General features: G+C 73.3%; 18 protein-coding genes. 11 read left to right on the top strand and 7 right to left on the bottom strand.

Features of this window, described 5'->3' with window-relative positions; translation table 11 throughout:
• Positions 1-7: 7 nt before the first annotated feature.
• From SMIR_RS28940 to SMIR_RS28925, 4 genes are read left to right on the top strand one after another with little or no spacing between them, the layout of a single operon-like run.
• Positions 8-772 (top strand): enoyl-CoA hydratase family protein, encoded by a 765-nt coding sequence (locus SMIR_RS28940; RefSeq protein WP_168490542.1) that lies wholly within the window; start codon positions 8-10, stop codon positions 770-772.
• On the top strand, positions 769-1632 hold the full coding sequence (locus SMIR_RS28935; protein ID WP_168490543.1) for a CoA transferase subunit A: 864 nt from the start codon (positions 769-771) through the stop codon (positions 1630-1632). The genes SMIR_RS28940 and SMIR_RS28935 overlap by 4 nt, the downstream gene beginning before the upstream one ends.
• Positions 1629-2399 (top strand): CoA-transferase subunit beta, encoded by a 771-nt coding sequence (locus SMIR_RS28930; protein WP_168490544.1) that lies wholly within the window; start codon positions 1629-1631, stop codon positions 2397-2399. Before SMIR_RS28935 ends, SMIR_RS28930 begins: the two co-directional genes overlap by 4 nt.
• Entirely contained in the window at positions 2399-3454 is a 1056-nt protein-coding gene (locus tag SMIR_RS28925; RefSeq protein WP_168490545.1) for an NAD(P)H-dependent flavin oxidoreductase, read from the top strand. The genes SMIR_RS28930 and SMIR_RS28925 overlap by 1 nt, the downstream gene beginning before the upstream one ends.
• On the opposite strand, the gene SMIR_RS28920 is transcribed toward SMIR_RS28925, so the two are convergent.
• Genes SMIR_RS28920 through SMIR_RS28910 form a run of 3 tightly spaced genes read right to left on the bottom strand, consistent with a single transcriptional unit; the run spans position 3438 to position 6077 of the window.
• Positions 3438-4595: an acetyl-CoA C-acetyltransferase gene (locus SMIR_RS28920; protein ID WP_212727567.1), complete on the bottom strand. Its 1158-nt coding sequence runs from the start codon at positions 4593-4595 to the stop codon at positions 3438-3440. The genes SMIR_RS28925 and SMIR_RS28920 overlap by 17 nt on opposite strands.
• 39 nt (positions 4596-4634) lie before the next feature.
• A complete protein-coding gene (locus SMIR_RS28915) occupies positions 4635-5246 on the bottom strand; it encodes a TetR/AcrR family transcriptional regulator (RefSeq protein ID WP_099923177.1) in 612 nt (203 codons plus the stop codon).
• 39 nt (positions 5247-5285) lie between these two features.
• Positions 5286-6077, bottom strand: coding sequence for an SDR family oxidoreductase (locus SMIR_RS28910; protein WP_168490547.1), 792 nt, complete (start codon positions 6075-6077; stop codon positions 5286-5288).
• A gap of 46 nt (positions 6078-6123) precedes the next feature.
• Here SMIR_RS28910 and SMIR_RS28905 point away from each other — a divergent pair, with 46 nt between their 5' ends.
• Both SMIR_RS28905 and SMIR_RS28900 read left to right on the top strand, forming a co-directional pair.
• Positions 6124-7269: an acyl-CoA dehydrogenase family protein gene (locus SMIR_RS28905; protein WP_212727566.1), complete on the top strand. Its 1146-nt coding sequence runs from the start codon at positions 6124-6126 to the stop codon at positions 7267-7269.
• Positions 7269-8237 (top strand): acyl-CoA dehydrogenase family protein, encoded by a 969-nt coding sequence (locus SMIR_RS28900; protein ID WP_168490549.1) that lies wholly within the window; start codon positions 7269-7271, stop codon positions 8235-8237. The genes SMIR_RS28905 and SMIR_RS28900 overlap by 1 nt, the downstream gene beginning before the upstream one ends.
• Here the strand turns inward: SMIR_RS28900 and qcrB are convergent.
• From qcrB to SMIR_RS28885, 3 genes are all read right to left on the bottom strand, one after another.
• Complete coding sequence (gene qcrB, locus SMIR_RS28895; protein WP_212727565.1) at positions 8212-9873, bottom strand: cytochrome bc1 complex cytochrome b subunit; 1662 nt, start codon at positions 9871-9873, stop codon at positions 8212-8214. The two genes, SMIR_RS28900 and qcrB, sit on opposite strands and share 26 nt — an antisense overlap.
• Before the next feature lie 384 nt (positions 9874-10257).
• Positions 10258-10818: a HutD/Ves family protein gene (locus SMIR_RS28890; protein ID WP_168490551.1), complete on the bottom strand. Its 561-nt coding sequence runs from the start codon at positions 10816-10818 to the stop codon at positions 10258-10260.
• A complete protein-coding gene (locus SMIR_RS28885) occupies positions 10815-11534 on the bottom strand; it encodes a vWA domain-containing protein (RefSeq protein WP_212727564.1) in 720 nt (239 codons plus the stop codon). Before SMIR_RS28885 ends, SMIR_RS28890 begins: the two co-directional genes overlap by 4 nt.
• Before the next feature lie 156 nt (positions 11535-11690).
• On the opposite strand from SMIR_RS28885, the gene SMIR_RS28880 reads away from it, so the two are divergent.
• A complete protein-coding gene (locus SMIR_RS28880; RefSeq protein ID WP_168490553.1) occupies positions 11691-12620 on the top strand; it encodes a rhomboid family intramembrane serine protease in 930 nt (309 codons plus the stop codon).
• A gap of 20 nt (positions 12621-12640) precedes the next feature.
• Entirely contained in the window at positions 12641-13489 is an 849-nt protein-coding gene (locus tag SMIR_RS28875; protein WP_168490554.1) for a chitosanase, read from the top strand.
• A 107-nt stretch (positions 13490-13596) separates the two neighbouring features.
• On the opposite strand, the gene SMIR_RS28870 is transcribed toward SMIR_RS28875, so the two are convergent.
• Positions 13597-14328: an ABC transporter ATP-binding protein gene (locus SMIR_RS28870; protein WP_168490555.1), complete on the bottom strand. Its 732-nt coding sequence runs from the start codon at positions 14326-14328 to the stop codon at positions 13597-13599.
• 104 nt (positions 14329-14432) lie between these two features.
• On the opposite strand from SMIR_RS28870, the gene SMIR_RS28865 reads away from it, so the two are divergent.
• Genes SMIR_RS28865 through SMIR_RS28855 form a run of 3 tightly spaced genes read left to right on the top strand, consistent with a single transcriptional unit; the run spans position 14433 to position 21659 of the window.
• Positions 14433-17873: an FtsX-like permease family protein gene (locus SMIR_RS28865; RefSeq protein WP_212727563.1), complete on the top strand. Its 3441-nt coding sequence runs from the start codon at positions 14433-14435 to the stop codon at positions 17871-17873.
• 1 nt (position 17874) lies between these two features.
• Complete coding sequence (locus SMIR_RS28860; RefSeq protein WP_212727562.1) at positions 17875-20652, top strand: ABC transporter permease; 2778 nt, start codon at positions 17875-17877, stop codon at positions 20650-20652.
• The gene (locus SMIR_RS28855) at positions 20649-21659 is read left to right on the top strand and encodes an ABC transporter ATP-binding protein (RefSeq protein WP_168490557.1); all 1011 of its coding nucleotides are present in this window, start codon (positions 20649-20651) and stop codon (positions 21657-21659) included. The genes SMIR_RS28860 and SMIR_RS28855 overlap by 4 nt, the downstream gene beginning before the upstream one ends.
• Positions 21660-21730 lie beyond the last annotated feature (71 nt).

Below are 21730 nucleotides of genomic sequence, written 5' to 3'. Positions count from 1 at the left end.
TGCGTCCATGGGTGTCTCCACCTCGTCCCCGGAAAAGGGGATTTCCGTCGTCACGGTCGACTTCCCGCCGGTGAACGCGCTGCCGGTGCGCGGCTGGTTCGACCTGGCCGGCGCCCTGCGCGCGGCGGGCCGCGATCCCGGTGTCCGGTGCGTCGTGCTGACGGCCGAGGGGCGCGGTTTCAACGCGGGCGTGGACATCAAGGAGATGCAGCGCGAGACCAGGGACAGCGGAGGACATCGCGCGCTCATAGGGGCGAACCGCGGCTGTTTCGAGGCCTTCGCCGCGGTCTACGAGTGCGAGGTCCCCGTCGTCGCGGCGGTGCACGGCTTCTGTCTGGGCGGCGGGATCGGGCTGGTGGGGAACGCGGACGCGATCGTGGCGAGCGAGGACGCCACCTTCGGCCTGCCCGAGCTGGACCGCGGCGCCCTCGGCGCGGCCACGCATCTGGCCCGCCTGGTCCCGGGCCACCTGGTGCGCGCGCTGTACTACACCTCGCGCACGGCGACCGCCGCCGAGCTGCACGCGCACGGCTCGGTGTGGCGGGTCGTGCCGCGCGGGGAACTCCTGGGCGCCGCGCTGGAGCTGGCGCGTGAGATCGCCGCCAAGGACGGCGAGCTGATCCGGCTCGCGAAGGCCGCGCTGAACGGCATCGACCCCGTGGACGTGCGCCGCAGCTACCGATTCGAGCAGGGCTTCACCTTCGAGGCGAACCTCGGCGGGGTCGCCGACCGTGTCCGCGACACCTTCGGGAAGGAGGGGGTCGACAGGTGAGCGACAAGACGATGACCACCGACGAGGTGGTCTCCCGGCTCCGCAGCGGGATGACTCTCGGCATCGGCGGCTGGGGCTCGCGCCGCAAGCCGATGGCCCTGGTGAGAGCACTGCTCCACACCAAGATCACCGATCTCACCGTGGTGTCGTACGGCGGCCCGGACGTCGGCCTGCTCGCCGCCGCGGGCCGGATCCGAAGGCTCGTCACCGCCTTCACCACCCTCGACTCGATCCCGCTCGAACCGCACTACCGGGCGGCGCGCGAGCGCGGGGCGTTCGAGCTGATGGAGGTCGACGAGGCGATGTTCATGTGGGGGCTGCACGCCGCCGCGAACCGCCTGCCCTTCCTCCCTGTCCGGGCCGGGCTCGGCTCGGACGTGATGCGGGTCAACCCCGGCCTGCGCACGGTCACTTCGCCGTACGCCGATGCCTCCTCGGGGGTACGGGAGGAGCTCGTCGCCATGCCCGCCCTGCGCCTGGACGCGGCCCTGGTCCACATGAACCGCGCCGACCGCCTGGGCAACGGCCAGTATCTGGGCCCGGACCCGTACTTCGACGACCTGTTCTGCGAGGCGGCCGACGCCGCGTACGTCTCGTGCGAGCGTGTGGTCGACACGGCGGAGCTCACCAAGGAGGCCGCCCCGCAGACCCTGCTGCTCAAGCGGTCGAGCGTGACGGGCGTCGTCGAGACTCCGAACGGCGCGCACTTCACGTCCTGCGCCCCCGACCACGGACGCGACGAGCCCTTCCAGAAGCTGTACGCCACCACGCCGTACGCCGAGTTCGCCGCGCGCTTCCTCGCCGGCGACGAGCGGGCCTACCAGTCCGCCGTACGGGCCTGGCACGAGGAGCAGCGATGAACCCCGCATCCGTACCCGCCCCCGGCGCCCCCGCGCCCGGGGTCACCCGCGCCGAGTACTGCGTGATCGCCTGCGCCGAGGCCTGGCGGGACAACGGCGAGGTGCTCGCCAGCCCCATGGGCCCCATCCCCTCCATCGGCGCCCGTCTCGCCAAGCGCACCTTCTCCCCCGATCTGCTGCTGACCGACGGCGAGGCGATGCTCGTCGGTCTCGACGGCACCCCGGAGGGCTGGCTGCCGTACCGGCAGCACCTGACCATGGTCACCGGCGGACGTCGGCACGTGATGATGGGCGCGAGCCAGCTCGACCGCTTCGGCAACCAGAACATCTCCTGCATCGGTGACTGGTCCAGGCCCACGCGTCAGCTCCTCGGCGTGCGCGGCGCGCCGGTCAACACCCTGAACAACCCGACCAGTTACTGGGTTCCCAGGCACTCGCCGCGCGTCTTCGTCGAGCGGGTCGACATGGTGTGCGGGGTGGGGTACGACCGTGCCGCCGCCGCGGGCCCGAGCGCCACCCGCTTCCACCGCGTGCCGCGCGTGGTGAGCGACCTCGGCGTCTTCGACTTCGCCACCCCCGACCACTCGATGCGCCTCGCCTCGCTGCACCCGGGCGTCACGGTGGAGCAGGTGCGGGAGGCGACGGGCTTTCGGCTGTCGGTCCCCGACGAGGTGCCCCGCACCCGTGAACCGACGCCCCAGGAGCTGGGACTGATCCGCGAAGTCATCGATCCGGGCGGCACCCGGGACCGAGAGGTCAGGAGCTGATGGAGACCGCGCTCACCCGCCTCGTAGGTGTCCGTCACCCCATCGTGCAGACCGGTATGGGGTGGGTGGCCGGACCCCGCCTGGTCTCCGCCACGGCGAACGCGGGGGCGCTGGGCATCCTGGCCTCCGCGACGATGACCCTCGACCATCTGAGAGAGGCCATACGCGAGGTCAAGTCCCGTACGGACGCGCCGTTCGGCGTGAATCTGCGTGCCGACGCCGGGGACGCGGGCGAGCGGGTGCGGATCATCGTCGAGGAGGGGGTGCGGGTCGCGTCCTTCGCCCTCGCGCCCTCCCGCGAGCTGATCGCCGAGCTGAAGGAGGCGGGCGTGGTCGTCGTCCCCTCCGTCGGGGCACGCCGGCACGCCGAGAAGGTGGCCGCCTGGGGCGCGGACGCGGTGATCGTGCAGGGCGGAGAGGGCGGCGGCCACACCGGCGAGGTCGCGACGACGGTGCTGCTGCCGCAGGTGGTGGACGCGGTGGACATCCCGGTGGTCGCGGCGGGCGGTTTCCACGACGGGCGGGGGCTGGTCGCGGCGCTGGCGTACGGGGCGGCGGGCATCGCCATGGGCACCCGTTTCCTGCTCACCTCGGACTCGACGGTCCCGTCCGCGGTGAAGGCGAAGTACCTGGCGGCCACGGTCAGGGACGTCACGGTCACCTCGGCCGTGGACGGCCTCCCCCATCGCATGCTGCGCACGGACTTCGTCGACTTCTTGGAGAGGTCCGGCCGTGCGAGGGCCCTCGCAGGGGCCGTCCGCCGGGCCGCCCGGTTCCGGAGGATGTCCGGGCTCTCCTGGCCGCGGATGGTCCGCGACGGTCTCGCCATGAGGCACGGCAAGGAGCTGACCTGGAGCCAGGTGCTGCTCGCCGCGAACACTCCGATGCTCCTGAAGGCGTCGATGGTGGACGGGCGTACGGACCTGGGGGTGATGGCGTCGGGGCAGGTCGCGGGGGTGATCGAGGATCTGCCGTCGTGCAAGGAGCTGGTGGAGCGGGTGATGGCACAGGCGGACGAGACTCTCGGCGCGCTGGGTCTCAGAGCCGTTCGATGATCGTCACGTTCGCCTGGCCGCCGCCCTCGCACATCGTCTGGAGGCCGAACCGGCCGCCGGTGCGCTCCAGTTCGTGCAGGAGCGTCGTCATCAGTTTCACGCCCGTCGCCCCCAGCGGATGCCCCAGAGCGATGGCGCCGCCGTTGACGTTGACCTTCTCCGGGTCGGCGCCGGTCTCCTTGAGCCAGGCGAGGACGACCGGGGCGAAGGCCTCGTTGATCTCGACGAGGTCGATGGCGTCGAGGGACATGCCGGTCTTCTTCAGGGCGTACGCGGTGGCCGGGATGGGCGCGGACAGCATGCGGATGGGGTCCTCGCCGCGTACGGAGAGGTGGTGCACGCGGGCGCGCGGGGTCAGCCCGTGCTCCCGTACCGCCCGCTCGGAGGCGAGCAGCATCGCGGCGGCGCCGTCGGAGACCTGGGAGGAGCAGGCGGCGGTGATGGTGCCGCCCTCGACGACCGGCTTCAGGCCCGCCATCTTCTCCAGTGAGGTGTCCCGGCGCGGGCCCTCGTCGACGGTGACCTCGCCGTAGGCCACGGTCTCGCGGGCGAAGCGGCCCTCGTCGATGGCGCGGATCGCCCGCCGGTGCGAGCGGAGGGCGAACTCCTCCTGGTCGGGGCGGCTGATGCCCCACTTGGCGGCGATCATCTCGGCGCCGGCGAACTGGTTGACGGGCCGGTCGCCGTAGCGCGCCCGCCAGCCCTCGCTGCCGGCGAAGGGGCCTTCGGTGAGGCCGAGGGGTTCGGCGGCCTGGCGGGAGGCGAAGGCGATGGGAATCTGGCTCATGTTCTGCACGCCGCCCGCGACCACCAGGTCCTGGGTGCCGGACAGGACGCCCTGGGCGGCGAAGTGCACGGCCTGCTGGGAGGAGCCGCACTGCCGGTCGACGGTGACGCCCGGCACCTCCTCGGGGAGCCCTGCCGCCAGCCAGCAGGTGCGGGCGATGTCCCCGGCCTGCGGTCCCACGGTGTCCAGGCAGCCGAAGACGACGTCCTCGACGGCGGCCGGGTCCACTCCGGAGCGCTCGACCAGCGCCTTGAGGACATGCGCGCCGAGGTCGGCCGGGTGGACGCCGCTCAGACCTCCCCCGCGCCGCCCGACGGGCGTACGGACCGCTTCGACGATGTAGGCCTCGGCCATGACAACTCCCTCACAGACATGGGCTATCGCAGACATGGGCTATTCGCGTACGGAGATGCCGTCCAGCACCATCGACAGGTACTGCCGGGCGATCTCCTCGGGGCTGTGCTGTCCGCCGGGCCGGTACCAGGACGCGGCGACCCACACCGTGTCGCGCACGAAGCGGTAGGTGAGCCGGATGTCGAGGTCGGCCCGGAAGACCTCGGCGGCCACGCCGCGCTCCAGCGTGCTCAGCCACGCCTTCTCGAAGTTGCGCTGCGAGTCGGCGAGGAAGGCGAAGCGCTGCTGGGCGGCGAGGTGCCGGGACTCCTTCTGGTAGATGGCGACGGCGGCACGGTGCCGGTCGATCTCCCGGAAGGACTCGGTGACCAGGGCCTCCAGCGTCCGGCGCGGATCGAGTTCGGCGTCCAGGACGGCGTCGTAGCCCTCCCAGAGCTCGTCGAGGAAGGTCCGCAGGATCTCCTCCAGCATCGATTCCTTGGAGTCGAAGTGGTAGTAGAGGCTGCCCGCGAGCATCCCGGCCTCGTCCGCGATCTTGCGTACGGTGGTGGCGTTGTAGCCCTGCTCGGCGAAGACCTCCGCGGCGGTGTCGAGGAGTTCGCGGCGCCGCTCGGGGGTGGCGGTCACCTGGGGCTTCTTCTTGGTAGGCACGGTTCCATTGTGGTCCCAGGGGTGCCGGCCGACGGCGCCCTACGCATGTTGGCTGCTGACGGAGACGACTTCGCCGGTCATGTACGAGGAGTAGCCGGACGCCAGGAACACGATCACGTTGGCCACCTCCCAGGGCTCGGCGTAGCGGCCGAAGGCCTCGCGGCCCGTCAGTTCCTCCAGCAGCTCGGGCGTGGTCACCTTCACCAGGTGCGGGTGCATGGCGAGACTCGGTGAGACCGCGTTGACGCGCACCCCGTACTCGGCGGCCTCGACGGCCGCGCACCGGGTGAGCGCCATGACCCCCGCCTTGGCGGCGGCGTAGTGCGCCTGACCGGTCTGGGCGCGCCAGCCGATGACGGAGGCGTTGTTGACGACGACTCCGCCGCCGCCCTGGTCCCGGAAACGGCGCAGGGCGGCCCGGGTGCACCGGAACGTGCCGTTCAGCGTCACGTCCAGCACCCGCGACCACTGCTCGTCGGTCATGTCGACGAGGGCACAAGTGCCACCGAGGCCCGCGTTGTTGACGACGATGTCCAGGCCGTCGTGAAGGTCTCCCGCCAGCGTGAACAGGGCTTCCACCTGCTGCTCGTCCGTCACGTCGCACGGCAGCGAGGCGACGTTCGCCGCGCCGAACTCCGCGGCGAGGGCCTCTTCGCTCTCCTTGAGGCGGCGGACGTGGGCGTCACTGATGACCACCCGCGCCCCCTCCTCCAGGAACCTGCGCGCCGTCGCCCCGCCGATGCCCGCGCCCGCGGCGGCGGTGATGACGGCGGTGCGCCCGGTCAGCAGCCCGTGCCCGGTGACGTACGCCGGACTCTCGACGTCGCTCATACCTCCACGCTAACCTACCAAACACTTGTTAGGGAAGGTGCTGCCGATGGATCTGACCCTCTCCCCCGCCGACGAGGCCTTCCGCGCCGAGGCCCGGACCTGGCTCGCCGCCCATGTGCCACAAACGCCCCTCCGGTCCCTGGAGACCGAGGAGGGCTTCGCGGCACACCGCGTGTGGGAGGCCGAACTCGCCGCCGACCGCTGGTCGGTGGTGTCCTGGCCGGAGGTGTACGGCGGCCGGGGCGCGGGCATCGTGCGCTGGCTGGTGTTCGAGGAGGAGTACTACGCGGCGGGCGCGCCGGGCCGGGTCGGCCAGAACGGCATCAACCTCCTCGCGCCCACCCTGTTCGACCACGGCACGGAGGAACAGCGCGCCCGGATCCTGCCCTCCATGGCCACCGGGGAGGTCGTCTGGGCGCAGGCGTGGTCCGAGCCGGAGGCGGGGTCCGACCTGGCCTCGCTCACCTCGCGTGCGGTGCGTACGAACGGGGGCTGGCTGCTGAGCGGGCAGAAGACCTGGTCGTCACGGGCCGCCTTCGCCGACCGCGCGTTCGGCCTCTTCCGCAGCGAGCCGGACACGCCGAGGCCTCATCAGGGCCTGACCTACCTGATGTTCGACCTGCGCGCGCCCGGGGTCACCGTGCGCCCCATCGGCCGCCTCGACGGCAGACCGGCCTTCGCCGAGGTCTTCCTCGACGAGGTCTTCGTCCCGGACGAGGACGTGATCGGCGAGCCGGGCGGGGGCTGGCGGGTCGCCATGTCGACGGCGGGCAACGAGCGAGGGCTGACGCTGCGTTCACCGGGCCGATTCCTCGCCGCCTCGGACCGTCTGGTGGCCCTGTGGCGCGGCCGCGCCGACCCCTCGGACACGGCGCTGCGGGACCGGGTGGCCGACGCGGTGATCGGCGCCCGCGCCTACCAGCTCTTCACCTACGCCCATGCCTCCCGCTTCCTCGACGGCGCGACCATGGGCCCGGAGTCCAGCCTGAACAAGGTCTTCTGGTCCGAGTACGACATCGCGCTGCACGAGACGGCCCTCGATCTCCTCGGCCCGGACGGGGAGTCGGCGGACACGGACTGGTCCGAGGGGTACGTCTTCTCGCTCGCCGGTCCGATCTACGCCGGCACCAACGAGATCCAGCGCGACATCATCGCCGAGCGCCTGCTCGGCCTCCCGAAGGGCCGCCGCTGATGCGCTTCCTCCTCGACGCCGAGCAGCGGGCGTTCGCCGACTCGCTGGACGCGATGCTGACGGCCGCGGACACCCCGTCGGTCGTACGGGACTGGAGCCGCGGCGACCACGGCGGCGGCCGCGCGCTGTGGTCCCGTATCGCCAAGGCGGGCGTGTTCGCGCTCGCGGTGCCGGAGGCGTACGAGGGGATGGGCCCGCGTCCGGTGGAACTGGCCGTGGGCTTCATCGAGTTGGGCCGGCACGCGGTGCCCGGGCCGCTGGTGGAGACGGTCGCGGCGGCCGCCCTGCTGGCCGAGCTGGCGGACCCCCTTCCCGCCGGGCGGCTGCTCCCGTCGCTGGCCTCGGGCGAGGCGTCGGCCACGCTGGCCCTCGACGGGGCGTACGCGCTGGACGGCGACGCGGCGACCACCCGCCTCGCCCTGGCCGCCGACGGACTGCGTCTGGCGCCCGGCCACGGCCCGGTACGCGCCTCCCTGGACCCCGCCCGCCACCTCACGCCCCTGTCACCAGGCGGTGAACTGCTCTCCACCGCCCCTCCCGTCGCCCATGCCCTCGGCTGGGCCCGGCTCGCCACCGCCGCCCAGGCCCTCGGCGTCGGCCTCGCACTCCTCGACCGGACCGTCGCCTACGTCAAGCAGCGCACCCAGTTCGGCGTCCCCGTCGGCTCGTTCCAGGCGGTCAAGCATCGCCTCGCCGACGCGAAGATCGCCCTGGAGTTCGCGCGACCGCTGCTGTTCGGCGCGGCTCTGACGATGGCGCCCGCCGACGTGGCCGCCGCCAAGGTCACGGCCTGCGAGGCCGCGTACGTCACCGCGCGCACGGCGCTCCAGCTGCACGGCGCGATCGGCTACACCGCGGAGTACGACCTGTCCCTGTGGCTGGCCAAGGCCCGTGCCCTGCGTACCGCGTGGGGCACCCCGGCCGAGTGCCGGGCCGAGGTGCTCAGTGGTGGTGATCGCCGCTGGTGAGTTCCCGGTACTCCTCCGGCGTCGGCTTCGGAATCTGGGTGTCGGGCCCGTACATGGCGCGGGCGAGCCGGGCGCGCAGTCTGCGGCCGGCGCCGACCCGGCGGGCGACGCCGTTCGCGTCCACGAGCGGTCCCACCTCGTAGGGCGGAGGCTGCTCGTGCTGGGTGAGCGTGAACCGCTGCGCCGGTGAGAGCGGTTCGTGCACCTCGACGTACTCGCCGTGCGGAAGCATCCGGATGATCCCGGACTCCCTTCCGTGCAGCACCTTGTCGCGGTCCCGTCGCTGGAGTCCCATACAGATCCGGCGCGTGACGACGAAGGCGAGGGCCGGGGCGACGAAGAAGGAGACCCGTACGAACCAGGTGATGGCGTTGATGGAGAGGTGGAAGTGGGTGGCCCACAGGTCGTTGCCGCCGCCGACCAGCAGCACTCCGTACAGCGTCAGCCAGGCGACGCCGAGCCCGGTGCGGGTGGGCACGTTGCGCGGCCGGTCCAGGATGTGGTGTTCCCGTCTGTCCCCGGTGATCCACGCCTCGATGAACGGGTAGACGGCGATGGCGGTCATGATCAGCGGGAAGAGGGAGAAGGGGATGAACACACCCAGTTGGAGGGTATGGCCCCAGGCGTTGATCTCCCATCCCGGCATCACCCGGATGAGCCCCTCGGAGAAGCCGAGGTACCAGTCGGGCTGTGCGCCGGTCGTCACCAGGTCCGGCCGGTAGGGGCCGAAGGCCCAGACGGGGTTGATGGTCGCGATCGCCCCCATCAGCGACAGCACCCCGAAGACGAGGAAGAAGAACCCGCCCGCCTTGGCCATGTAGACCGGCATGAACGGCATCCCGACGACGGACTTCTGGTCGCGTCCGGGTCCCGGGTACTGCGTGTGCTTGTGGTAGAAGACCAGGATCAGATGGGCGACCACCAGGCCCAGCATGATGCCCGGCAGCAGGAGGACGTGGATCGGGAAGAAGCGCGGAATGATGTCGTGACCCGGGAACTCGCCTCCGAAGAGGAAGAAGGAGAGGTACGTTCCCACGATCGGGACCGACAGGATCGCGCCCTGGGCGAAGCGGACGCCGGTGCCGGAGAGCAGGTCGTCGGGGAGCGAGTAGCCGGTCAGGCCGGTGATCAGGCCGAGCATCAACAGGGTCCAGCCGAACAGCCAGTTGACCTCGCGGGGCTTGCGGAACGCGCCGGTGAAGAAGACGCGCATCATGTGCACGAGCATGCCGGCGAGGAAGACGATCGCCGCCCAATGGTGGATCTGCCGGACCAGGAGTCCGCCGCGGACCTCGAAGCTGATGTGGAGGGTGGACTCGTAGGCGCGGGTCATGAGGATGCCGTTGAGCGGCTCGTACGGGCCGTGGTAGACGACCTCGGAGGCGCTCGGCTCGAAGAAGAGCGTGAGGTAGACGCCGGTCAGGATCAGGATCAGGAAGCTGTAGAGGCAGACCTCGCCGAGCATGAAGGACCAGTGGTCCGGGAAGACCTTGCGCATGTTGGCCTTGGCCAGCGCGTAGAGGCCGAGCCGGCCGTCGGCCCAGTCCGCCAGCCGCTCACCCCCCGGCGTCTCGCCCCGCCGCCCCGCACGTGAAATCCCTTGCCCCTGACCGGAGTTGATCTCTCCCGCGTCCATGGGCCACCCCCTCGGCCCACCAGGGTGGCACGACACCACCCCGAAGCCAACGGCGCGTCACCCCCCACCTGTCCCTCGCCCCCGCGCGGGTTTCGTTCGCTGCGGGTGGGTGGGGGCCGAGCGCGCAGTTCCCCGCGCCCCTAAGACGGGGCTGCGCCCCGCATCCCCCGCCCGCCCGATCCGTTCGACTGTCGGCCGGTGGGCGCCGGGCTCGCAGTTCCCCGCGCCCCTGACGGGGCGCTCTTGTCGGCGCTGGTTCACATGTTCAGCCCGTCCGGCGTTTGAGGACGAGGCCGTTCAGGCCGATCGGGGGGCTGGGGGCGGAGCCCCCAGGAACGGGATGGGACGGGTAGGGGCGGCGGGGGCGAGAAACCGGGCGGGGGCTCAGCCGCTCGGCGTGAGGGTGATCACGGCGGTGTGGGCGGTTGCGTGGAGGGTTGATTTCTCGTTGGTCAGGAGCACGGCGTCGTAGCGCCCGAGAGTCACCCCGGCCACCTCGGCCGTGCCGTCGAGGGCGACGACAAGGACGGCCGGGCCCGCCGGAAGGGCGAGGGATAGGCGGGGGGCGGCGACCTTGACGGTGGGGGTCGCGGCGGCGCCCCGGTGCCACATGACGTTGAGGTTGACGACCGGGCCGCCGATCAGCCGGCAGTCGGTCGGCAGGTCACCGGGGAAGCGTTGTGGGTCGAACCGCGTGTCGACCCGGCGGTGTTCGCCGCCGACGGTCAGGTCCATCCCCTCCCCCTCGACCATGGTGAGGATCCGGTCCACGTCGGCGAACGCCGAGAACGGCCCGTCGCCGCCGACGTCGGCCAGGCTCACCCGCCACTCGAAGTCCCCCATGTCCGCGCCCTCGGGCCGGGCGGCGATCTCGCGCGTCACCCCGCCACCGTTCTTCCAGGGCACACCGACCCGCCCGGCGGCCGGCAGGACACGCACGGTCACTGGACGATCCCCCGCTCGCGCGCGGCCGTCAGCCACTGGGGGAAGTCGCCCACGATCCGGTCGTACAGCTCGGCGTCGGAGACCTTCCGAGGCTGCGAACCGGCGTGGAAGAAACCGGCGTTGTCGACGACCCGCTTCTGCGGCATCGGCAGCTCGTCGAGTTTGCGCAGGAACTCGAACTGCTTGCTGTCCGGGTCACCGAACCCTATGAACTGCCAGAACAGCGGAAGCTTCGCCGCCTTGCACAAGTACCGTTCGGCGGCGAGCTTGTTGATGGGGCCGCCGTCGGTCTGGAAGACGACCAGGGCGGGGTCCTTGGAGCCGCTGTCGAGATAGTGGTCGATGACCGCGTCCATGGCCAGGTGGTAACTGGTCTTCCCCATGTGGCCGAGCCCGGCGACGATCTCCTCCACCCGGCCCTGGTGGTTGTCGAGCGCGATGTCCGTGACCGCGTCGATGTCCGTGGAGAAGAAGACGACGGGGACGGTGCCGTCGTCGTCGAGGTGCGCCGACAGGCCGAGCACCCGGTCCGCCAGCGCCTGCACACTGCCGTCCTTGTAGTACGGCTTCATCGACCCGGAGTAGTCGACGACCAGGTACACCGCGGCCCGCTGTCCGCTCAGCCCGTGCTTGGTGAGGGAGACACCGGCGCTCTTGTACAGGCTGACCAGCGCGGGTGCGGTCTCCTCCACCTTGGTGAGGCTGATTCCGGCCATGCGGGGCTCCCATCGCGCGAGGGTTGCGGAAACGCCGAGATTACGGCACCGCCAGCCCCTGCTGTCCCCCTCTCACATGGGCGTTCGCTATTTTGTTCGCCGCCGACCCCACCGGCTCATCGTCCCCCTGATCTCCGTACCCGCGAGGAGCCGGTCGTGGAATCCGAATCCACCGAATCCGCCGTCACCACCTGCTACCGCCATCCCAAGGTGGAGTCCCATGTGCGCTGCACACGGTGCGACCGCTACATCTGCCCGGACTGCATGCGCGAGGCGGCCGTCGGTCACCAGTGCGTGGAGTGCGTGAAGGAGGGCGCCAGGACGATCCGGCAGGCCCGTACGGCGTTCGGCGGCCGTATCTCGACCGTGCCCGTGGTGACGTACGTCCTGATCGCGCTCAACGTGCTGGCCTATGTGGGCGAGGTGGTGCGCCCGGCGATCGTGGACCGGTTCGAGATGCTGGGCGCGGCGCTGACGGGGCCCGACGGCGGGCACTACGTCTGGCAGGCCCAGTACCCCTACGACTTCCACCCGGAGGGCGTGGTCGACGGGGAGTGGTACCGGATGCTGACCGGCGCGTTCCTCCATCTGCCGCCCACCGAGGGCACGTTCGGGATTCTGCACATCGTGATGAACATGGTCTCGCTGTGGAACCTGGGCCGGGTGGTGGAGGCCCAGCTCGGCCGGATCCGCTTCGTCACGCTCTATCTGCTCTCGGCGCTCGGCGGCTCGGTCCTCGTGCTGGTGATCGCGCCGTACACGCCCACGCTCGGTGCGTCGGGTGCCATCTTCGGGCTGGGAGCCGCGTACTACGTCATGGCCCGTCGGCTGGGCGCCGACATGAGCGCCGTCAACCGCTTCATGGCGGGCCTGCTGCTGTGGCTGCTCATCTCGGCGGGACTCACCTCCTGGCAGGGCCACCTCGGCGGACTGCTGGCGGGCGGTGTGGTCACGCTCGCCTACGCGTACGCGCCCCGGCACCGCCACCGGGCCCTGGTCCAAGCGGCCGCGTGCGCCGCGCTGTTGGCACTGCTGGTGATCACGGCCGTCGGCAAGGTGTCCGAGCTGACGAGCGGAGCGGCCTGAGCGCTCCCTAGGCTGAGCCCATGAAACGTGCTCGGCTCCTCCTGCTCACGGTGCTCCCCCTGGTCGCGGCGGCGGTCTACTTCCTCGCCCCGGGACTCACGGACGCGAGCGGGGCGGCCGGGCACGCGCAGGCCCGCCAGGACGCCGAGCGACCGGCGGGCGCGGGCCTCGCCGCCCCGGACAAGAAGGAGTTGGCGCAGAAGCTCGTGGCGAGCGCGGAGAACTCCACGCTCGACTGGCGCAGCGCGTACGCCTACATCGAGGACATCGGCGACGGCCAGGGCTACACGGCGGGCCTCATCGGCTTCTGCACCGGCACCCACGATCTGCTCGTCCTGGTCGAGGGCTACACGAAGGACCACCCGGGCAACGGCCTCGCCCGCTACCTCCCCGCCCTGCGCAAGGTCGACGGGACGGACTCGCACAAGGGTCTCGACCCGGGCTTTGCGGCGGCCTGGCGCAAGGAGGCCTCGGTGGCCGCCTTCCGCAGGGCGCAGGACGCCGAGCGGGACCGCGTCTACTTCGACCCCGCGGTGCGCCGCGCCAAACTCGACGGCCTCGGCACGCTGGGCCAGTTCATCTACTACGACGCCATGGTCATGCACGGGCCCGGCACCGGCGCGGGCGGCTTCTACGACCTGCGCGCCCGTGCCATGGCCCAGGCCGACACCCCCGCCGAGGGCGGCTCCGAGAAGGCCTACCTCGACATCTTCCTCGACGTCCGTCGCGCGGCGATGAAGGCCGAGAGCGCCCACCGCGACACGACCCGCGTCGACACGGCCCAGCGGATGTTCCTGTACGACGGGAACCTGGACCTGCGCACGCCGCTGGAGTGGAAGGTGTACGGGGAGACGTACAAGGTGCCGTAGCCCCTCCGCCACAGTGCCGGGGCCCCTCCGCCGAGGTGCCGGGGCCCCTCCGCCGAGGTGCCGGGGCCCCTCCGCCGAGGTGCCTGCGCCCGGTCGGTCGGGCGCCCTCAGTGCTCGACGACCTCGCCGTCGCCCAGTTCCAGTACGCGGTCGGCCAGGCCCAGGAGTTGGGGGTCGTGCGTGGCGACCAGGGCCGTGACGCCCTCACTGGCGACCACCGCCCTCAGCAGTTCCATCACCGCCAGGCCGGTCTGCGCGTCCAGCTGTCCGGTCGGCTCGTCGGCGAGCAGCAGGGCCGGGTGGTTGGCGAGGGCGCGGGCGATGGACACCCGCTGCTGCTGCCCGCCGGAGAGTTCCGCCGGGCGCTGGTCCCTGTGGTCGGCGAGCCCCACGAGGGCGAGCAGCAGGGCCACGCGCTCCTCGCGTTCGCGGGTGTCGGCTCTGCGCAGCCGCAGCGGCACTCCCACGTTCTCGGCCGCGGTGAGGATGGGGATGAGTCCGAAGGACTGGAAGATGTAGCCGATCCGGTCGCGGCGCAGTTCCAGCAGCTCGTTCTCGCCGAGTGCGGACAGGTCGGTGCCGTCGATGACGACGCGGCCGCGGTCCGGGCGGTCGAGGCCGCCGATCAGATGGAGCAGGGTCGTCTTGCCGGAGCCCGACCGGCCCTTGAGGGCGACGAGTTCGCCGCGCCGCAGCTCGAAGGAGGCCCCGCGCAGCGCGTGCACGGCCACGGCGCCCGTGCCGTAGGAGTGGTGCAGGTTCTCCACCCGCACCATCGGCTCGTCGGCGGATTCGCCCACGAGGGCGGCACCGGACCGCGTGCCGGTGTTCTCCGTCATCGACGCACCCCCTACGGAATGGAACTCATGTGCCCAGAGTGGGAACCCCATGATATTCATGTCGGGTTGGCGAGGGGGTGGCTCGGCAATCGGGTGGGGGACGAGTGACGGGCTTCTTGTTGCTGCGCGTTCGGGCGCATCGGCTGCTGCTCGGTGCTGCCCTGCTCGCGGTGCTGCTGACCACCTCGGTGCTCGCCGCCCTCGCCGCGTTCTCCGCCTCGGTCGGGGACGCGGCGCTCCGACAGAACCTGAGCGGCCCGGCCGCGACCTCCGCCTCGCTCGTCATCGGTGCCGACGTGCCCCGCGGCCGGGAGGAGGAGGCCCAGGACGCGGCGGTCGGCGGCGCGCGCCGGACCTTCGCCGGGCTTCCGGTGACCGTACGGACGTTGCGCAGCTCGGGGCCGTACGCGCTGCCCCGGTCTCTCCAGGGCACCGATGCCCGCGCGGGGCAACCGGACCTCACCCACTTCGCCGCTCTTGACCGGTCGCGGATCAGGCTGGTCTCGGGCACACTGCCCGGCCCTGCCCCGGCGGCGCGCACCGCTCCCGTGCCCGTCGCGCTGCCCGAAGTCGCCGCCGACCGGCTGAAGGTGCGGCCCGGAGCGCGGATCGCGCTCACCGACCGGCTGGGCGGCGCGCCCCTGACGGTCCGGGTCACCGGCGTGTACCGGGTCGCCGACAGCACGGATCCGTACTGGCAGCTGGACACCGTCGGCGGTCACGGGGTGCGCACCGTCGACTTCACCACCTACGGCCCGCTGCTCGCCGACCCGTCCGTCCTCGCCTCCCGCACCTCCGCGGGCACCACCGGGTGGGTGGCGACGGCCGACTACCGGAGCCTGACCACCGACGGGATCGACGCGCTGCGCGAGGCCTCGGCGCGTGAACCCGAAGCACTGGGCAAGAACCCGGCGTTCGGAGCGGGCGCGACCGTGCGGACGGCGTTGCCCGCCGTGCTCGACCGGACCGGGCGGGCGCTGCTCGTGTCCCGGTCCACGCTGATGATCGTCTCCGTCCAGCTGGTGCTGCTCGCCGGGTACGCGCTGCTGCTGGTGGCCCGGCTGCTCGACACCGAGCGGGCGGGCGAGACCGATCTGCTGAAGGCGCGGGGTGCCTCGCGCCGCCGGATCACGGGCCTCGCCGCGCTGGAGGCGCTGCTGCTGGCCGTACCGGCGGCGGTGGGTGCCGCGCTGTTGTCCGGCCCGCTGGTGCGGCTGCTCGCCCGGTGGTCGTCCCTCGACCGGACCGGGGTACGGCTCGGGGACGCTCCGGTGCTCCAGGTGTGGCTGGTCGCGGCCGGGGTCGCGGTGTGCTGCGCGGCGGCGGTCGTGGCGCCCGCGCTGGCCGCCACGGCGGGTGCGCCGGCGCGGCTGCGGCGGGTGCGGGCCGCGGCGGGCGCGGCGCCGGTTCGGGCGGGTGCCGACGTGGGGCTGCTGTTGATCGCGGCGGTGGCGTACTGGCAACTCGACCGGCAGACCGGCTCGTTCGGCGGCGGCGCGCTCAGCCGTGACCGGGCGGGCGATCTGGGCGTCGATCCGCTGCTGGTCGCGGCGCCCGCACTGGCACTGCTGGCCGGCACGGTGCTGACACTGCGGCTGCTGCCCCTGGGGGCGCGGCTCGCGGAGCGGCGCGCCGCCGGCGGGCGGGGCCTTCCCGCGGCGCTGGCGGGCTGGCAGTTCAGCCGGCGTCCGCTGCGCGGGGCGGGGCCGGTGCTGCTGCTGGTCCTCGCGGTGACGACCGGGATGCTGGCGATCGGGCAGAGCGCTTCGTGGCAGCGGTCGCAGGGCGACCAGGCGGACTTCGGGACGGGTGCTTCCGTACGGGTCCTGGACGGCAGGCCGGGCGGCCCGGGCCAGACCGGTCTGTACGCCGCGCTGCCCGGGGTACGGGACGCCGCTCCCGCCTACCGCGCCACCACGGACCTCTCCGGCGGCCGGAGGGCGACGGTGCTCGCTCTGGACACGGCGCATGCCGGGGAGGGGATGCTGATGCGCGGCGATCTCGCCGACGAGCCCGTGGAGCGGCTGCTGCGGGGTCTCGCGCCTCGGGAGAAGGCGGCCGGGCCCTCGGTGTCGCTGCCCGAGGGCACCCGGCGGCTCGCGCTGGATCTGCGGATCACCGACGAGACGGCGGCAACGGGCGAGGGAACGAAGGCGGGTGAGGGGACGAAGACGGGGCGTTCCCCTTCCGGACTCGCGCCCCTGGTCACCGTCGTCGTCGAGGACGGCTACGGCATCGCGTACCGGCTGAGCACCGGGAAGATACCCGTCGACGGCCGGGTCCACCGGGTCACCCTCGACCTGGATGTGTCGGCCTCGGGCGCCCGCGCCACGCCGGCCGGGCCGCTGCGGCTGACCGGGCTGCAGCTCGACGGCACGGTTCCCGCGGGCGAGCCCGAACAGCACCGGCTCACCGTCGTACGGATGCTGTCCACGGGCCCCGACGGGACCGCCCGCGCGGTCGCGGTGCCCGCCGGGGTGCGCTGGCGGGGCAGCAGGACCGAGACGGCGGACGGAGCGGCGTACCCGTCGACGGCCCTGCGTCCGGCCGCGTCGAAGACGGCGCCGTTGACGGTCACGTACGGGACGGGCGCCGCGCCCGGGAGCGACGAATCGCCCTCCGGTCCGCCGGAGTTCACCGTCCGCCTCGACGCCGCGCGAGCCACGCCCCCGGCACGGATCGCGGCCGTCGCCACCCGGGCGTTTCTGCGGGCGGCCGGGACCGAGCCGGGCGAGAGCGTCGACGTGACGCTGGACGGGGAGCGGCTGCGGGTGACGATCGTGCGGTCGGTGAGCGAGCTGCCGACGACCGGATCGGGCACGGCCTGGGCCGGGGTCACCGCGGACGCAGCGGCGGACGGGGGCGCAGCGGGAGCGTCGGACGAGGGCGGGGCGGAAGCGGCGGACGGCGGCGCGCTGTTGCTGGATCTGCGCGCCGTGAACGCCGTGTTCGCGCAGCGCGCACGCGCTCCGCTCGCACCCGCCGAATGGTGGCTGAGCACCGCCCCCGGCAGGGCCGGGAAGGTCGCGGCCGCGCTGCGGGCCCGCCCCGACGTCGAGCCGGACCAGGTGCTCGTACGGGACGAGGCCGCGGACCGACTGCTGGGCGACCCGCTCGGCGCCGGGCCCCGCGCGGCGCTGATGGCGGTGGCGGTGGCCGCCGCGGCCCTCGCCGCGGGCGGCTTCGCGGTGAGCACCGCAGGCTCCCGGCGCGAGCGGTCCGCGGAGTTCGCCGTGCTCCGGGCCCTGGGCGCGGGCCGCCGGGAACTCGCCCGGCTGGTCGCCGTGGAGCAGGGCCTGCTGATCGGGGCCGGTCTGCTCGCCGGTCTCGGCCTCGGCACCGTCCTGACCCGGGCCGTCGTCCCCCTGATCGTGCTGACCCCGGGGGCCGCCCGGCCGGTCCCCCGCGTCCTCGTCGAACTCCCGGTGTCCCAGGTGGCGCTGCTCCTCGTGGGCGTCGCGGCCCTGCCCCTGCTGATCAGCGCCGCGACGGCGGTGCGCCGCGCCGACCCGGCGGTCGCGCTCCGCCACCAGGGGGACAGCTGAGATGGCGTGGTGGAGACAGCGCACGGAGCGCGGTGTGGCGCCCTGGGTGCGTACGCGGCTGCGGACCGCCCCCGGGGCGGCCGTCGCGTTCGGAGTGCTCGTGCTGGTCACGGCGTTCCTCGCGGCGGCGCTGCCGCGGGCCCTCGACGCGTACGAGACGAAAGGGCTGCGGCAGGAGATCGCCGGGGCGCCCCCGGCCGCCACCTCGGTGGAACTGAGCGCGCCGCAGCCGGGGTTGGAGATCGCGCAGTCCACCCGGGAGAAGGCGGTGCGGCCCGCGGCACTCTCGGCCGTCCGACGCGCGGCGCTGGCCAGGCTGCCCGCGCCGCTGCGGGCGGACACCACGGAGTCGGCCTACGGGGTGCGGACCTCCAAGAGCCTCGTCGGACTGAATCACTGGCTGCCGGTGATCGACGCGCCGCCCCGTTTCACTCTGGTCGCGCAGTCGGAACTCGCCGCCCATTCCATCGTGCGCGGCGGACGGCTCCCCACCGCCGCCGGGAAGGTGACGGCGGACACCAGGAAGGTCGAGGCCGCCGTGACCGAGGCGACCGCCCGGACGCTGCGGCTGCGGGTCGGTTCCGTCATCGACGTGGACGGCTTCGGGGGCGCGCCGCTCGTCGTGCGGATCACCGGGATCGTGGAGCCCCGGCATCCGCAGGGCGGTTACTGGTCCGCGGAGCCGGTCCTGCGCACCCCGGGCGTGGCCGCGGACGCCCCGGTCCCGCCGCAGTTCTACTGGGACGCGGGCCTCCTGCTGGCGCCCGGCGCCGCCCCGGTGCTCCTCGGCAGCCAGGGACAGCCGGAGCTGTACTGGCGGTTCGCCCCCGCCACCGACCGGCTCACCGCACAGGACGTTCCGGGGCTCGTTTCCCGGATCGCCTCCCTCGAAGGCGGGCCCGAGCTGCTGCGGATGCGCGAGGTGGCCGGGAGCACCGCGGCCGTCGCCACCGACCTGGAGACGGTCGTCGGCTCCTACACGACGACCCGCGCGGCGATCACGCCCGTCGTGGCGGTCGGGGCGTTCGGGATCGGCGCGGTCGCCGCCGTCGTCCTGGCGATGGCCGGCGGCCTGGTCGCCGTCCGCCGGGCCACCGAACTCGCCCTGCTGCGCGCGCGGGGCGGCTCACTGCGCGGGATCGCCGGACGGCTCCTCGCCGAGACAGCGGTCGTGGCGGTGCCCTCGGCCGCCGCCGGTCTGCTGCTCGCCGTGCTCACCGTCGACGAGGCCCGGCTCCTGCCCGCCGTGCTCGGGGCGTCCGGCGTCGCGCTCCTCGCCTGTGCCGTACTGCCGGTGCGGGCGGTCGTGGCGCACCGCAGGCCGCGGGCGCACGCGGAGCGCGACGATCTCGCCCACGCCAGGCCCGGCAGGCGCCGCACGGTCGCCGAACTCACCGTGCTGGTGCTGGCCGTCGGCTCGGTCGTGGCGCTGCGGCGGCGCGGCGCGTCCAGCTCGGGCGACCTCCTGGTGAGCGCCGCTCCGGTCCTGGTCGGGCTGATCGCGGCGCTGGTGCTCGTACGGCTGTATCCGCTGCCGCTGCGGTGGGCCGCGCGCCCGGCCGCGCGAGGGCGCGGGGTGGTCGGTTTCCTGTCGCTGGCCCGCGCGGGCCGCTCCTCGACGGTGGGCGTCGCGTTGCCGCTGCTGGCACTGTTGCTGGCCCTGACGACGGCGGCGTTCGGGGGTTCCGTGCTCGCCGGGGTGTCCGACGCCCGGGACCGGGCCGCGCTGCTGGCGACCGGCGCGGACGCGCGGATCGCGGGGCCGGGCGAGGCGACGCCGCTCCCGGCGGGCGTGGCAGGGGCGGTACGGAAGGTCGCGGGCGTACGTGGGGTGACGGCCGTGCGGATCGAGCGCACGGCCGAGCTCGCCTCCCGCGGGGCAGGGGCGAAGGAGGGCCTGACGCTGATCGGGGTCGAGCCGGCGTCGTACGCCCGGCTGGCCCGGCAGACGGGCCTCGGGGCCTTCTCCGCCGACGTGTTGACGCCGAAGAGGACGGAGGGTGCCGGGACGGGGAGTGTCCTGAACGCCGTCGCCTCCCCCGGTCTCGCCGAGCGCCTGGGCCGCGCACCGCGCCGGATCACGTCCCTCGCCGGTGACATCACCGTCCGGATCGCCGCCGTACGCTCCCGCACGCCCGCCGCCCCCGGCGCCGACTTCCTGCTGGTCGACGCCGCGGGCCTCGAACACTCCGATCCGACGACGCTGCTGGCGACCGGTGCCACACTCGACGCACCGGCACTGCGGACGGCCGTGCGCGGCGCCGGGAAGGGCCTCTCCGTGACGTTGCGCGACGAGCAACGGGTGGCGCTCTCCGATGCGCCGTTGCAGGCGGGCGCCGAGCGGATCTACACCACGGCCGCCCTGGCCGGTGCGGGGTACGCCGTACTCGCCCTGCTGCTCTCCCTCCTTCAGTCCGCGCCGGAGCGGGCCGCGCTGCTGGCCCGGCTGCGCACCATGGGCCTCACGCCCCGCCAGGGCCGTCGGCTGCTCAGCCTGGACGCGCTGCCCCAGGCGCTGCTCGCGGCCTCGGGCGGGATGCTCGCCGGCTGGGCCACGGTCCGGCTGCTCGCTCCCGGCATCGACCTGGAACGTCTCGCGCTGGCCGGCGCGGCGGGCCGCGTGCCGGTGGTCGGCGCGTCGCTGCGTACCGACATGTGGTCGCTGCTCCTGCCCGCGGCGGGCACGGTGCTGCTGGCGTGGGCGGTGGCCGTCGCGCAGGCCTGGTGGGCCGGGCGCCGTACGACGATCAGCGAACTCAGGACAGGAGACATGCGATGACCCGTGCGACGACCTCGCGGACGAGCCTGGCGGAGCTGGAGCATCGGGCGGCGGCACGCCGCGACCGGCCCGCGTACGGTCGGGACGCCCTGATCGCCTGCGACCGGCTGGTCCGCATCTTCTCCGGCCGGGCGGCCGGGGGCGACTCCCCTGGGCGCGGCGGCTCCGCCGGGGTGGAGGTACAGGCGCTCCAGGGACTCGATCTGCTGGTCCAGGAGGGCGAGTTGATGGCCCTGGTCGGCGCCTCGGGAAGCGGCAAGTCGACCCTGATGAACATCCTCGCCGGCCTCGACGTGCCCACCGCGGGCGCCGCGCGGGTCGCGGGCCGCGATCTGCTCACCATGAACGCGAAGGACCGGCTGCGCTACCGCCGTGAGGTGGTCGGTTTCGTCTGGCAGCAGACGGCCCGCAATCTCCTCCCCTATCTGACGGCGGCCCAGAACGTGGCGCTGCCCATGCAGTTGAAGGGCGGGCGGGGCCGCGGTGAGCGGCGGGCCGAGCGGGCGCGGGAACTGCTCGCGATGCTCGGCGTCGCCGACTGCCACGGCCGCCGTCCGCCGCAGATGTCCGGCGGGCAGCAGCAGCGGGTCGCTATCGCCGTGGCCCTCGCCAACTCGCCGTCCGTGCTGCTCGCCGACGAGCCGACCGGCGAGCTGGACTCGGCGACGGGCGCGGAGGTCTTCGCGGCGTTCCGCCGGGCCAACGAGGAGCTGGGCACGACGATCGTGATCGTCACGCACGACCAGGCGGTCGCCGGGGAGGTCCGGCGCGCGGTCGCGATCCGTGACGGCCGCACCTCGACGGAGGTGCTGCGCCGCACGGAGGTCGACGCGGAGGGCCAGGAGTCCCTGGTGGCACGGGAGTTCGCGACCCTGGACCGGGCCGGCCGGCTCCAGCTGCCCGCCGAGTACACCGCGGCCCTCGGCATGGAGGACCGGGTGATGCTGGAACTGGAGCAGGACCACATCGGGGTGTGGCCGGACGACACCGGGCGCCCGGCCGACTGATACCGCCACCAGGCGCCCCACCGCCCGACCTGCTGACGACGCACCACGGCGCCCACCACCGTCCGGTCGGG

The sequence above is a fragment of the Streptomyces mirabilis genome, from assembly GCF_018310535.1.
Taxonomy (GTDB): Bacteria; Actinomycetota; Actinomycetes; order Streptomycetales; family Streptomycetaceae; genus Streptomyces.
The sequence above is the reverse complement of the archived record's forward strand: the minus strand, read 5'-3'. Positions and strand labels throughout refer to the sequence as shown.

Coding starts and splice junctions, on each gene's coding strand:
- SMIR_RS28940 (WP_168490542.1), top strand. CDS start 8: ATGGGTGTCTCCACCTCGTCCCCGGAAAAGGGGATTTCCGTCGTCACG.
- qcrB (WP_212727565.1), bottom strand. CDS start 9,873: ATGGACGCGGGAGAGATCAACTCCGGTCAGGGGCAAGGGATTTCACGT.
- SMIR_RS28920 (WP_212727567.1), bottom strand. CDS start 4,595: ATGGCCGAGGCCTACATCGTCGAAGCGGTCCGTACGCCCGTCGGGCGG.
- SMIR_RS28855 (WP_168490557.1), top strand. CDS start 20,649: ATGACCCGTGCGACGACCTCGCGGACGAGCCTGGCGGAGCTGGAGCAT.
- SMIR_RS28875 (WP_168490554.1), top strand. CDS start 12,641: ATGAAACGTGCTCGGCTCCTCCTGCTCACGGTGCTCCCCCTGGTCGCG.
- SMIR_RS28860 (WP_212727562.1), top strand. CDS start 17,875: ATGGCGTGGTGGAGACAGCGCACGGAGCGCGGTGTGGCGCCCTGGGTG.
- SMIR_RS28930 (WP_168490544.1), top strand. CDS start 1,629: ATGAACCCCGCATCCGTACCCGCCCCCGGCGCCCCCGCGCCCGGGGTC.
- SMIR_RS28885 (WP_212727564.1), bottom strand. CDS start 11,534: ATGGCCGGAATCAGCCTCACCAAGGTGGAGGAGACCGCACCCGCGCTG.
- SMIR_RS28910 (WP_168490547.1), bottom strand. CDS start 6,077: ATGAGCGACGTCGAGAGTCCGGCGTACGTCACCGGGCACGGGCTGCTG.
- SMIR_RS28870 (WP_168490555.1), bottom strand. CDS start 14,328: ATGACGGAGAACACCGGCACGCGGTCCGGTGCCGCCCTCGTGGGCGAA.
- SMIR_RS28925 (WP_168490545.1), top strand. CDS start 2,399: ATGGAGACCGCGCTCACCCGCCTCGTAGGTGTCCGTCACCCCATCGTG.
- SMIR_RS28900 (WP_168490549.1), top strand. CDS start 7,269: ATGCGCTTCCTCCTCGACGCCGAGCAGCGGGCGTTCGCCGACTCGCTG.
- SMIR_RS28905 (WP_212727566.1), top strand. CDS start 6,124: ATGGATCTGACCCTCTCCCCCGCCGACGAGGCCTTCCGCGCCGAGGCC.